We start from the raw sequence: 12626 nt of genomic DNA on the forward strand, positions 1-12626 counted from the left end.
GAGAAGCAGCTAATGCAGGAATTGCGTTACATCTTGGTTGCCCTGGGCGGTATTGCTATTGCGGCATTGCTCATTCACGGGTTGTGGAGCAACAAAAAGAATCGTCAGGCACCGATCAAAGAGAAACCGCTTGGCCGGATGGAGTCCAAGTCACGTAATCGTGACGATGATGCGTTCGACAGCGATGGCATCGGTCAGGTGCGTGTGGTCAGCAGTGGTCGTCGCGCCGAGCCCAAGCTCCATCGTGACGAAGAGAGCCGCCAGCCGGAACTCAGCCGTCGCTCCTCATTGCCCGCCTTTGATGATGAAGATGACGAGGACGATCTGCCGCCACCCGTTGTGCGCAAGCCTGCTGCCCGTCCGGTTCCCCCGCCGCCTCCTGTCTATGAAGAAGAGGAAGCATACGATGAGCCTCAGCCCGAAGTGGTAGAGGAAGAGCCTGCTGCACCCGTGCGCAAGCCGGCGCAGGTCAATCGTCGTACCCCGGTTTACCGCTCCCGTCCCCAGCGTGAGCCTGTCATGCAGGTTCAGGATGACGAGCCGCTGGTCGAGCCAGCCTATGCAACTGCGCCGACTTTTGGTGCGCGCAACGAGAGCGTGCGTGCCGAGCCGGTGCGCGCTGCCGAACCCGAATACAAGCCGCAGCCCCGTCACGTTGCTCCCGAGCCCGTGTATGAGGAGCCGGTCTACGAAGCGCCGGTCGAAGAGCCGCGCGTTGCTGCCCAGCCGGTCGAGAAGATTTGGCAAGACGTTTATGTCATCAACCTGATGGGACGTCCGGGCCACGAGCTGCAAGGGGCGACCCTGCTCTCCTCCCTGATGGCGCTTGGCTTCAAGTTTGGCGAGATGGATATCTTCCACCGCCACGAAGATGCCAACGGCAAGGGTGAAGTGCTCTTCTCCATGATCAACATGGTCAAGCCGGGTACTTTCAATCCCTATCGGATGGAGCAGTTCACCACGCCGGGTGTCTCCCTGTTCATGCAGCTGCCCCTGCGCAGCAATGCCGCGTTTGCCTTCGAGGACATGCTGCAGGCAGCCGATCAGCTGGCCAGCGATCTCGATGCCATGCTGACCGATATGGAGCGCAGCCCGCTGAGTGACGAGACTATCGCCCGTTACCGTCATGAGCTGGCTGCTTACGAGGCCAGCCGCGACTAATACGCCACGCGGGTCGAATGAATCAAAGTGCGGTACCCAGGTACCGCATTTTTGTTTCTACCCCGGGCCAGATTTTTAATCACACTTCGAGACTTTTTCATGAGCGACATCCTCTCCCGCCACCGTCAACTGTGTGAGCTGCTAACCGAATATGGTCATCAGTACTATGTGCTGGATAACCCGACCGTACCGGACGCCGAATACGACCGTCTGATGCGCGAGCTGATCGCGCTGGAGGCTGACCACCCCGAGCTGAAAACCTCGGCTTCCCCGAGCGTGCGGGTGGGTGGCCAGCCGCTGACTGCCTTCAGACAGGTGCGTCACGAGATCCCTATGCTGAGTCTGGACAACGTCTTTAGCAGCGAAGAGCTGCTGGCCTTTGAACAGCGCATGAGTGATCGCCTCAAGCGTGAAGTGCGTTTCGAGTTCTGCTGCGAGCCCAAGCTTGATGGCTTGGCGGTGAGCCTGCTCTATGTAAATGGTCAGCTGGTGCAGGCCGCGACCCGGGGCGATGGCGCTACCGGTGAGGAGATCACCGAGAACGTGCGTACCATCAAGGCCATTCCGCTCGCATTGCGGGGCTCTGGTTGGCCCGAGCGGCTTGAGGTGCGTGGCGAAGTGTTTATGCCCAAGGCTGGTTTCGAGGCGATGAACGCCAAGGCGCTGGCCGCAGGCGAGAAGGTGTTCGTCAACCCGCGTAACGCCGCCGCCGGCAGCCTGCGTCAGCTCGATTCACGTATCACTGCCAGCCGTCCCCTGAGCTTTTACGCCTACGGCGTCGGTGTCGGCGGCGAGCAGCTCGGTGGCTCTCACTTCGGTCGCCTCAATCAGCTCAAGGAGTGGGGGCTACCGCTTAGTCCCGAGGTGAAACTCAAAGAGGGGGCCGCCGGTTGTCAGGCGTTCCACGACGACATTCTGGCCCGCCGTGGCGAGCTGCCTTACGAGATCGACGGCGTGGTCTACAAGGTGGATGCCATCGCTCTGCAGGAGGAGCTCGGCTTTGTGGCACGTGCCCCGCGCTGGGCGACCGCCCACAAGTTCCCGGCGCAGGAAGAGATGACTCTGCTTGAGAATGTCGAGTTTCAGGTTGGCCGTACTGGCGCCGTGACGCCGGTGGCCAAGCTCAAACCGGTGTTTGTCGGCGGCGTGACTGTCTCCAACGCCACTTTGCACAACGCCGACGAGATCGAGCGCCTTGGCGTCATGGTCGGTGATACCGTGATCGTGCGCCGGGCAGGGGATGTGATCCCGCAGATCGTGGCTGTGGTCGAGGCACAGCGCCCTGTTGATGCGCGCGAAATTCTCTTCCCGACCGAGTGCCCAGTCTGTGGCTCGGCAGTGGAGCGGCTGGAAGGAGAGGCGGTTGCCCGCTGCTCCGGCGGCCTGTTCTGCGAGGCGCAGCGCAAGGAGGCGATCAAGCACTTCGCCGCCCGTCGTGCCATGGATGTGGACGGCCTTGGCGACAAGATTGTTGAGCAGCTGGTAGACAAGGGGCTGGTAAAGACTCCCGCTGATCTGTTCAGCCTCAATGCCCTCCAGCTGGCCGGGCTTGAGCGGATGGGGCAAAAATCGGCACTCAATCTGGTAGCCGCCATCGATGCGGCGCGCAGCACCACCCTGCCGCGCTTCCTGTTTGCCCTGGGGATCCGCGAAGTGGGGGAGGCTACTGCGCTCAATCTTGCCAACCACTTCCTCACCCTGGATGCCCTGCGTGCAGCCTCGGTGGAGCAACTGCTCGAAGTGGCCGACGTGGGCGATGTGGTGGCCAAGCATGTCTACTACTTCTTGCGTCAGCCCCATAACGTGGAGGTGCTTGAAGCCTTGCTGGCTGCCGGCATCAACTGGCCGGCCATCGAGAAGAAAGAGGCCGCGGAGCAACCCTTTGCCGGCAAAACCTTCGTGCTGACCGGCACCCTGACCACCTTGTCGCGCAACGATGCCAAGGCGGCACTGCAGGCGCTGGGAGCCAAGGTGGCTGGCTCTGTGTCAGCCAAAACCGATGTGCTGGTCGCGGGGGAGGCGGCTGGTTCAAAGCTCGCCAAGGCGCAGGAGCTGGGTATCACCGTCTGGAGCGAAGAGGAGCTGCAACAGGCGTTGCAGGGCTGAGTGGCCCGCAGGCTGAGATAAAAAGAGAACCCGGCATGGCCGGGTTCTCTTTTATTGGGTGTTATTCACGCCAGAGGATCTTGTTGCGCCACTTCTCCGGCACTGTGAGGTGCCAGCGGGCCACTTCGCTCTTGCTGAAGACATACTCGCCACGCAGGGCCGCCCGGGGGGAGAGGGTTTTGGGCAATGCACCTGCCAGTATGTTGTTGATGAGCGCCGCCGCTTGCAGCCCCTGATCTTTGCCATCGAGCACCAGGCCACCGATGGCCATCCCTTTGCCCACGGTGAACTCCCAGAAGCAGAAAACCGGCACCGGACTGTGCCGGCTGGTCCACTCCAGTACCGTTTTCTCATTCACATGCTTGCCATTTTCATCCAGCAGCGTGTGGTAGAGACCGAGGAAGATGGCGCCATAGCCGTTTTTCTTGCTGTTGAGTACCGCCTCCTGCCAGAGGTCATACTCGCCGAGCAGCTGGCTGTAGACCCGGGTCTGGCCGACGCGCAGCTCGGTCTGGGTTTTGAACTCATCCTCGATGGCGGTGAGGGCCACATTGCTGGAATCAAACAGTACCAGTGCTTTGCTGAGACCGCCCATCATCTGGCTCATCTCGCTGATATTGCGTTTGAGCAGCGGGCGTTCCAGCACGCCGGTGATCTTGGGATGGCCAACAAAGCCCTTGAGCCGGGGATTTTCGTTCATGCCGAGAAAGACGACGGGGGTACCGAGGGACGAGATCTCGCTGGCGAGATAGTTGATGGCGTTGTCATCGCCGAGCACCACAATATCCGGTTTGCTCTTGAGGTAGAAAGCGATTGCCTGTTGGGCGATCCCGTCGAACTCTTCCCGTGGCCGGCGCTTGGTATCCATGTAGAAGTGGCTGATCTGGTGTTTCTCCTTGAGACCATCCACCAGCCCCTGGTTGTAACTGATGTCCCACAGATAGTCGGGGTGGTAGCTGCTGATCACCAGTATTCGGGCTGCCCACACAGGCAGGGATAGGGTAGTCAGCAGTAGCAGCAAGAGGGATTTACGCATGGGGTGTCCTGTGTCGAACAGTCGTCTCTACCCGCTCAGTATGAGTGGTTTTGCTTGGCACTGTCACTCCGCCATCCAGAGTGTTTACTGCGAATTTTTTTCTGCTTGGGCAGATCGGACGCCAGCCCGCACCACCGTTGAGGATGGCCTTGTTTGAGGCTTTTATTGGTTGGTCGTGAACTGTCCCACTCGCTGTAAAACCTGTTTTGGATCAATAAATGACTACCTGCTTTGGTGCCTAATAGACACCACATATAGGGCTGCATTCATTTTAAATACCTATATGTTGTGTTATTAAGCTGTGTATAAGCTGTTCCCTTCCTCTCTTCAGCCCAGGCTTGTCAAGCCTCGGCTGAATTTGTTTGCGTCCAGGACGAGACGTTGGAGGGGAACCAACAAGGGTAAGCCCAGAGCAGATTGCCTGGCCTTTTAACGGGGAAAATTCATGAAACCGGTTGTGATCAAACGTGACGGCTGTCGCGCACCATTCAATGCCCAGTTGATTAGCGAGGCGGTCAGTCGTGCTGCGGAAGCGGTCAATCAGGCCAATCCGGCACTGGCACAGCATATCTCAAGCGCGGTGAGTCAGGAGCTGGAGGGGCGTGGTGAGGTTGATATCCACGAGATCCAGCGTCTGGTTGAAAACCACCTGATGGCCTCCGATGACAAGGTCATTGCCCGCGCCTATATCGAATATCGTCACGATCGGGATCAGGCCCGCGAGGCGCGCGGTCGTCTGGCGCAGGAGATCCGTGGTCTGGTCGAGCAGACCAACGCGGCCCTGCTCAACGAGAACGCCAACAAGGACTCCAAGGTGATCCCGACCCAGCGCGACCTGCTGGCCGGTATCGTCGCCAAGCACTATGCCACCAGCCACATGCTGCCCCGTGATGTGGTTCAGGCCCACGAGAGCGGCGATCTGCACTTCCACGATCTCGACTACTCCCCCTTCTTCCCGATGTTCAACTGCATGTTGATCGATCTGCAGGGGATGCTGACTCACGGCTTCAAGATGGGCAATGCGGAGATCGATACCCCGAAATCGATCAGCACCGCCACCGCGGTCACTGCCCAGATCATCGCTCAGGTGGCCAGCCACATCTATGGCGGCACCACCATCAACCGCATCGATGAAGTACTGGCCCCCTATGTGACCATCAGCTGGCAGAAGCACCGTGAAGTGGCCGAAGAGTGGGGCATTGCCGATGTGGAAGCCTACGCCATGGCCCGCACCGAGAAGGAGTGCTACGACGCCTTCCAGTCGCTGGAGTATGAAGTCAACACCCTGCACACCGCCAACGGCCAGACCCCGTTCGTTACCTTCGGCTTCGGCCTGGGCGACAGCTGGCAGTCGCGGATGATCCAGCGTGCCATCCTCAGCAACCGCATCGCCGGCCTTGGCAAGAACAAGAAGACCGCCGTGTTCCCGAAACTGGTGTTCGCCATCAGGGATGGTCTCAACCACAAGCAGGGCGATCCCAACTACGACATCAAGCAGCTGGCGCTGGAGTGCGCTTCCAAGCGGATGTACCCGGATATCCTCAACTACGACCAGGTGGTGAAGGTGACCGGCTCCTTCAAGACCCCCATGGGCTGCCGCTCTTTCCTCGGTGCCTACGAGGAGAATGGCGAGCTGATCCACGAAGGTCGCAACAACCTCGGCGTGGTGAGCCTCAACCTGCCGCGCATTGCCCTGAAATCCCGCGATGAAGCGGATTTCTGGGACAAGCTGGACGCCGCTCTGCGGGTGGCCAAGAAGGCGCTGATGTATCGCATCGAACGTCTCGACGGGGTCAAGGCGCGGGTCGCCCCCATCCTCTATATGGAAGGGGCCTGCGGTGTGCGCCTCAAGGCCGACGACAACGTCAGCGAGATCTTCAAGAACGGCCGTGCCTCCATCTCCCTGGGCTACATCGGGGTACACGAGACCATCAACGCTCTGTTTGGTGACTCGGTACACCTGTTCGACAGCGCCGAGTTGCAACAGAAGGCCATCGCCATCATCGAGCGGCTCAAGGCCGCGACCGATGAGTGGAAGGAGGAGACCGGCTACGGCTTCAGCCTCTACTCCACCCCGAGCGAGAACCTCTGCTCCCGCTTCTGCCGCATCGATGCCAAAGAGTTTGGCGTGGTGCCGGGTGTGACCGACAAGGGCTACTACACCAACAGCTTCCACCTCGATGTGGAGAAGCAGGTCAACCCCTACGACAAGCTGGACTTCGAGGCGCCCTATCCGCCCATCGCCAGCGGCGGTTTCATCTGCTACGGCGAGTACCCCAATATCCAGCACAATCTGGAAGCGCTCGAAAACGTCTGGGATTACAGCTATGACAAGGTGCCCTACTACGGTACCAACACCCCCATCGACGAGTGCTACGACTGCGGCTTTACCGGCGAGTTTGAGTGCACCTCCAAGGGCTTTACCTGCCCGCGCTGCGGCAACCACGATCCCGCCAAGGTGTCGGTGACCCGCCGTGTCTGTGGCTACCTCGGCAGCCCGGATGCACGCCCTTTCAATGCGGGCAAGCAGGAAGAGGTGAAGCGCCGCGTCAAACACATGTGAGCGCTGCAATGATGAAGAGCTGGCCCCTGACTCAAGGGGCCATTTTCATTGGAGGGCGGCAGTCATGCCGCAGTCCCGTGAACAAGGCAGGAAACAAGCGATGCACTACCACCAATACTATCCGGTTGATGTGATCAACGGCCCCGGCACCCGTGCCACCCTGTTTGTCTCGGGCTGCGAACATCAGTGCCCCGGCTGCTACAACCAGAGCACCTGGCGCCTTGACGGCGGCAAGCCGTTCGATGAGGCGATGAGCGATCGCGTTATTGCGGATCTCAACGACAGCCGCATCAAACGGCGCGGGCTCTCGCTCTCCGGCGGCGATCCGCTCCACCCGGCCAATGTTCCTCATGTGCTGGCGCTGGTGAAACGGGTGCGTGCCGAGTGTCCCGGCAAGGATATCTGGTGCTGGACCGGTTACCAGCTGGGCGAGCTCACCGCACCTCAACGGGAGCTGGTGGCTCTGCTTGATGTGCTGGTGGATGGCAAGTTCGAGAAGGAGCTGGCGGATCCCGGTTTGCTTTGGCGTGGCAGCAGCAACCAGCAGATCCACGATCTCAATGCCTGGCGTGAGGGCGGGGAGCGCATCCCCTGTCTGTTTGCCTCCTGAGTCCGGCACTCTGCCGGGTTAACTTTCGCCAACTTGATGTTTTCAGGGCCAATCTTCACAGATTGGCCCTTTGTTTATGTCCAGCTCGGGTCTTTTTCGCTAGGATGGGTCACTGACCAGTGGACGGCCAGTCTGCTGACCAAGAGCAGAACAAGAAACAACCAGCATAAGAGACGAAAAGGAGCTTGGCATGGGATGGAAAGCATTGTGGTTGGGGTGTGCCGTGTTGCTGCTGGCAGGATGCAGCTCCCGGCAGGAGGTCGCCGCTAACCGTACACCGATCGCGATTCCCCTCGAGCAGCTCTCCAGTTACTGGATCCAGGAAAACCGTCGTTCATTCTTTGGTGATGACGTGCCTGTCGTTGTGCCTGCCAAACCGGTCAGGGGATATGTGGATGTACGCTACCAGATCGATGCCGATGGTAACCCGATAAAACCAGAGATCGTCGCCGCCGAGCCGCCCGGAGAGCTGGAGCAGAGCGCGTTGGCAACCCTCTCGCGGCTGCGCTACAGTCCGGCGGACAGCAATCCGGATGCCATTCCCGTGGTGGTGACCAACCGCTTTGAAATAGAGCTCAACTGATTCCCCGAACAACCAAAAGAGAGACCCCGGCCTGGCCGGGGTCTCTTCTATTTACTGCTGTTTGCAGTTGTTGTAGACGATCTGCCAATCATCGTCCTGACCGCGCATCTCGACAAACCCCTCATCCCCCTTGTTCCACCAAACGGCTTCACGCTCATCCGTATAGCGGGCGCCGGAGGCCGAGATGGCCTGCGGCAGGGTGTAATCCTTGCCGTCCGGTAGAGACAACTTGATAAAGCTGAGGCTCTCGTCGGAGAGGGAGAAGTAGCGCACCTGCACCTTCTTGCCCTGTTCACACTGATAGCTGACGGGGTTACCGCCGGTAACGGTGAGGGTATTGCCCTGATTGCAGCCGGCAAGCAGCGAGAGAGCCAGTGCCCCCGCGCTCATCATATGGACCTTGTTCATGGTTACAGCTCCCCTGATGTTATACGGTGGTGTCATACGGGCGTGAGCCTAACAGCTCAACGCTCTGCTGTAATCACTTTGTGCGAGGGTTGCGTCGATTGATGTCTGACGGGGGTAGAATGTGGCCGGAGCGCCTTTCAGCGTGCTCCGAGCCGGGTTTCAAACTGCTGCATTAGCGCATCGTAGGTGCCGTTCATTTTGATCTTCTGCAGCCCCTTCTCGAACCGTCTGGCCATCTCTTCCCCTTGAGGGTGTTGGCGAGAGAAGGCGACCCAGAAGCCATCGGTAGAGAGCTTGCCGACCTTGACCACCTGCCCCGTCAGCGCTTTCTCCCGGATCTTGAGATAGCCCGGCATGCCGTTCATCAGGATGTAGTCGACTCGGCCCCGTGCCAGCATATCGAGGATCTGGGCGTCGGATTTGGCCTGAAAGCGGGCGATCTGCGGATCTGTCATAAAGCTGGTGGGGTAGGTGTAACCAAGAGTGATGCCGACCCGCTTGCCTTTGAGAGAGGCGAGGTCGAGGTCCCGGCGTGGCTCGCTGGCAAGGGCAAAGATGGCGAGATCCTCGCTGAACATGGGGGTCTTGTGCCAAAAGTACTGGTCGTGATTCTCATCCGTGATGGTGGCATCGAAGCAGCCTGCCAGCTGGTCGCTCTTGGCATCGTGCATGCAGCGGGCAAAGGGAAGGGTACGAAAGGCGACCTCGATGCCTTCGGCGGCGAATACCGCCCGAACCAGCTCGGGGGCCAGCCCTTGCGGCTGACCCGTCTCCCTGTTCAGCACGCTGTAGGGGGCCCAGTCATCTTCGGCGCCAATCAGCAATGGTGCTGCGCCGGTCTGGCTTGCCGCCAGCCAGAGCACCCCTGCCAACCATTTTCCCCACTCAGCGACCATAGCGCGGCTCCTCACCCATACATTGCAGCTCTACAAGCATAGCTAGCGTCCTTGCTCCGCCTGGTCAAGGTGGTTAGTGGCGTTCGAGTACGCCAACCGTCAGCAGCCGAAGCGGGTTGCCTCAAAGCGGTTGAGTAATTGGTGCACCAGATAGCAGATAAGCAGGGTGGCCACGATGGCAAAGAGGATGCTGCTGACCCGGTAGAGCGCACTGAATACCAGATCGTTTCCCGGCGTCAGATATTGACCGAACAGGATGCCGAGGGTGGTCAGGGCACCAAAACCGACGCCGGAACCGCTCGCCTCCTTCACATGGGCATGGCTGAACAGCATGGCGCCGAGCCAGAGCAGCGGAGCCACCAGCAGCAGTTGACCCGACCAGTCATAGAGCAGCAGCTGGCCAAGCAGACCGAAGGTGACACCGAGCAAGGTGCCCATGGCCCGTTTGCGGGCGTAGTTCAGCGCCCCGTTCCAGTGCATGGGAAAGAGCACCAGCAGGGTGGTGGCTTGCGCCGACATGGAGTCACGCAGATCAAACACCTGAAACACCAGAAACGAGAGGGTGGCGACCGTTGCTCCCAGCAGAGCCTCATGGCGCATCCGGTGCGGTGCCTTGGGGGCAGGGGCTGGTTTGGGGCGCGCCTCCACATCCGGTATCAGGGCCGTCATCAGGTAGGCGATAAGCACCGACAGCACGCTGGCCAAGAGGTTATTGAAGATGAGGTCGTTGAGGTCGGTCTGCGGATAGCTGGCAAAGTGGAGCATGATGCTGAGGCTCAGCACACCGTTGGCACCAAACAGGAACAGGCTGCCCCGCGACATGGCGGCAAAGCGGTAGAGAAACAGCAGAAAGGCGATGGGGGTCATCAGCCCGGGGTGGCTGCCGAACAGCCCCCCCAACAGACCCACCTCCACCCCGCAGATGGCTGCCGCAGCGATCAGCTGGCGCGCGGCATGACCATTCATCACCGGCACCATGCCAAGCAGCAGCACGGGGGTAACCGTGTAGAAGACCCCGTAATTCCAGCCACACAGCTTGCAGAGCAGAAAGCCGGTGGTGCAGCCAAAGGCGATACGCAGACACTGGCGCAGCTCGTTACCGGTCAGGGGCCGATGCCACAGATGGGTTGTGGCTGGACTGGGTGACGCAGCTTGATTAGTAGACATAGTGCAGCAGGCTGAGCAGATGGATCTGGGCACGAGCCAGCATGGCGGTCAGCGGGTTGTCCGGCAGCAGTTGTACCGTGGCCCGGGCACCGGCGGGGAGGTGGGACGGGAGATCATCCAGCTCCAGATGCAGGCGCATCCGCTGGGCATCCCGTACCCAGCGATCCGATTCGACCGGAGCGGCCAGCCGACCGTTGGCATCAAACTGACCGGCGCTCACACCCGCATCGAGACTGCTGACGCGGGCGGGATAGAGCTGGCCCGGTTCGCCATCGAAGGCGACCAGCGCCCTGGTCTGGTCACCAACGTGGCGCAGACTCTTTTCACGAAAATCGGCAATGACATCAACTTGTTCCGACACCAGCGCCAGCAGTGGATTGCCTGCACTGGCGATGCTGCCTGGCTTGAGTTGCAGGTTGGTGATGGTACCGTCCTGATCCGCGTGTAACTGGCTGTAAGCCAGTGCCAGCTCGGCTTGCGCCAGCTTGTTGCGAGCCTGGCGCAGCAGCAGGTTGTCATCCCCGGTCAAGCCACGGCTGGTCTCAAGCTGGGTCAGCTTCGCCTTGCTGGCACGCAGACTGGCCTGTGCACTGCGCAGGGCACTGTCTGCCTCATCTTTTTGCTGCAGCGAGACCATGCGACGTTGGAACAGAGCATTGATCCGCTCAGCCTCACGCCACTTCTGGCTGGCCAGCGTCTCCTTGGCATAGAGCTCGGCATTGGCGGCGCTGAGGGCCGCATCCAGCTCGCTGTTCTGCTGCTCTGCTTGCGCCAGGGCAAGACGGGCCTGCTCAACCGCCAGCTCGAAGGGAACCGGGTCCAGCCTGAAGAGCAGGTCGCCTTTTTTGACCTGCTGGTTGTTGTGTACCGCTACTTCGACCACCTTGCCGCTCACTTGCGGGGCCAGCTTGGTGACAACCCGGGTGGCCATGGCCTGCGGGGTGAGGGGCATCAGCAGGTCTGCCATCAGAAAGTAGGCAAAGAGGGCGGTAAAGCCGGCCATGGACCATTTGATCCAGCGGCTGAATTGTTGATCCGGGGTCATCTTATTCCTCTACGGGTTGTGCATCGGGCGGGGTGCTCTGCCCACCGTTCTCGTTGTGTGTTTCAATCTTGCTCAGGGCATTGGCCGAGATGCGCTGCACCGTCGCCTCAAACAGACTCAGGGTCTCTTCGTCGATACCGGCCAGCAGCTTTCTGCGAATATTCATGATGCGGTTGGCGATCTGGTCGAGCAGGGTCTGGCCGGTGGGAGTGACCGAGACGATGCGGGCCCGTTTGTCCTGACTGCAGCAGTGGCGTTCGATCAGCCCCTGCTCTTCCAGCTGGCCGAGGGTACGCATCAGGGAGGGGAGCTCGATTTCGAGGGCGTCGGCCAGGGTCTTCTGGCTGACATGGTTGCCCATGCGGGAGAGCTTCCAGAGCGCAGTCCAGCGCGGGTGGGTCAGGCCAAGGGGGGCCAGCTCCAGATCGGCGGCGGTACGCCACAACCGGTGCATGCGTGCTATTTGCTCGGCGAGCGACAGTTCGCGCAACCTCTCCAGATCCGTCATCCCTTGTTCCTCACTCACATAAATTTGTTAGCCTGCTAACTATTATTATTTGTTTAGCAGGCTAAGTAAATAGTGTGATGCAGATCTCTTTTTTAGCAGGTGGCAGCAAATCGTGAACGGGTGGGGCTTGATTGGAACTTCTTGGCTGTGGCGTGACCGGATCCGGGGGAAAAACGGGAAGAGCGGAAATATGTGACGAAATACCGTAATAATTTCGAGGATATTTTCAGAAAATATCTGTATCGCTCGCGCAGCGTATTTTTTATCCGCTAATATTGATGAGGTTATAAAACAGGGAGAGACGGGTTGTGGATGGCTATGACAGTGGATGTGTATATCTGGCAATAGAAGCTCTGCTGAGTGATGGAGAATATGGTGTAGAGTCCCATTATGGTGTGAGTCAGGAGGGGCCCAATAAGGGCGCCAGCAAGCATGCCGATATCTGCCATGATTTTGACCCTGCCAATATTCCATTGCTGCTGATGGAATAGATCTGACCACGTGTAGTCCTTGTGAGTTCAAGCCGGTGCCGATGTATGCACT

12 protein-coding genes are annotated in these 12626 nt (G+C 59.6%); 6 read left to right on the plus strand and 6 right to left on the minus strand.

Annotation, left to right across the window (positions count from 1 at the left end; genetic code table 11):
- Window positions 1–12: 12 nt before the first annotated feature.
- Together zipA and ligA are read left to right on the plus strand one after the other, a co-directional pair.
- Window positions 13–1161: a cell division protein ZipA gene (gene zipA / locus AACR93_RS00695; RefSeq protein ID WP_043849370.1), complete on the plus strand. Its 1149-nt coding sequence runs from the start codon at window positions 13–15 to the stop codon at window positions 1159–1161.
- A 99-nt stretch (window positions 1162–1260) separates the two neighbouring features.
- Window positions 1261–3267: an NAD-dependent DNA ligase LigA gene (gene ligA / locus AACR93_RS00700; RefSeq protein WP_043849371.1), complete on the plus strand. Its 2007-nt coding sequence runs from the start codon at window positions 1261–1263 to the stop codon at window positions 3265–3267.
- A gap of 61 nt (window positions 3268–3328) precedes the next feature.
- Here ligA and AACR93_RS00705 read toward each other — a convergent pair whose 3' ends face one another.
- Window positions 3329–4303: an ABC transporter substrate-binding protein gene (locus AACR93_RS00705; protein ID WP_043849372.1), complete on the minus strand. Its 975-nt coding sequence runs from the start codon at window positions 4301–4303 to the stop codon at window positions 3329–3331.
- A 445-nt stretch (window positions 4304–4748) separates the two neighbouring features.
- Here AACR93_RS00705 and nrdD point away from each other — a divergent pair, with 445 nt between their 5' ends.
- The 3 genes from nrdD (at window position 4749) to AACR93_RS00720 (ending at window position 8059) form a co-directional block, all read left to right on the plus strand.
- The gene (gene nrdD, locus AACR93_RS00710) at window positions 4749–6866 is read left to right on the plus strand and encodes an anaerobic ribonucleoside-triphosphate reductase (protein WP_043849373.1); all 2118 of its coding nucleotides are present in this window, start codon (window positions 4749–4751) and stop codon (window positions 6864–6866) included.
- Between the two features lie 100 nt (window positions 6867–6966).
- Window positions 6967–7476, plus strand: a complete 510-nt coding sequence (gene nrdG, locus AACR93_RS00715) for an anaerobic ribonucleoside-triphosphate reductase-activating protein (RefSeq protein ID WP_043849374.1) — start codon at window positions 6967–6969, stop codon at window positions 7474–7476.
- A 190-nt stretch (window positions 7477–7666) separates the two neighbouring features.
- Complete coding sequence (locus AACR93_RS00720) at window positions 7667–8059, plus strand: energy transducer TonB (RefSeq protein ID WP_041208157.1); 393 nt, start codon at window positions 7667–7669, stop codon at window positions 8057–8059.
- A gap of 51 nt (window positions 8060–8110) precedes the next feature.
- On the opposite strand, the gene AACR93_RS00725 is transcribed toward AACR93_RS00720, so the two are convergent.
- The 5 genes from AACR93_RS00725 to AACR93_RS00745 form a co-directional block, all read right to left on the minus strand.
- Window positions 8111–8467 carry an MliC family protein gene (locus AACR93_RS00725; RefSeq protein WP_042032947.1) on the minus strand — a complete coding sequence of 119 codons (357 nt, stop codon included), beginning with the start codon at window positions 8465–8467 and terminating at the stop codon, window positions 8111–8113.
- Window positions 8468–8604: 137 nt separating this feature from the next.
- On the minus strand, window positions 8605–9363 hold the full coding sequence (locus tag AACR93_RS00730; protein WP_043849375.1) for a substrate-binding periplasmic protein: 759 nt from the start codon (window positions 9361–9363) through the stop codon (window positions 8605–8607).
- 99 nt (window positions 9364–9462) lie between these two features.
- Window positions 9463–10530: a DUF2955 domain-containing protein gene (locus AACR93_RS00735; RefSeq protein ID WP_043849376.1), complete on the minus strand. Its 1068-nt coding sequence runs from the start codon at window positions 10528–10530 to the stop codon at window positions 9463–9465.
- A complete protein-coding gene (locus tag AACR93_RS00740) occupies window positions 10520–11575 on the minus strand; it encodes an HlyD family secretion protein (protein ID WP_043849377.1) in 1056 nt (351 codons plus the stop codon). Before AACR93_RS00740 ends, AACR93_RS00735 begins: the two co-directional genes overlap by 11 nt.
- 1 nt (window position 11576) lies before the next feature.
- Window positions 11577–12083 carry a MarR family transcriptional regulator gene (locus AACR93_RS00745; RefSeq protein ID WP_043849378.1) on the minus strand — a complete coding sequence of 169 codons (507 nt, stop codon included), beginning with the start codon at window positions 12081–12083 and terminating at the stop codon, window positions 11577–11579.
- A gap of 308 nt (window positions 12084–12391) precedes the next feature.
- Between AACR93_RS00745 and AACR93_RS00750 the strand changes: the two genes are divergently transcribed.
- On the plus strand, window positions 12392–12574 hold the full coding sequence (locus AACR93_RS00750; protein ID WP_231556859.1) for a hypothetical protein: 183 nt from the start codon (window positions 12392–12394) through the stop codon (window positions 12572–12574).
- Window positions 12575–12626: the final 52 nt, after the last annotated feature.

This window comes from Aeromonas sp. L_1B5_3 (assembly GCF_963866575.1).
GTDB classification, from domain to species: domain Bacteria; phylum Pseudomonadota; class Gammaproteobacteria; order Enterobacterales; family Aeromonadaceae; genus Aeromonas; species Aeromonas jandaei.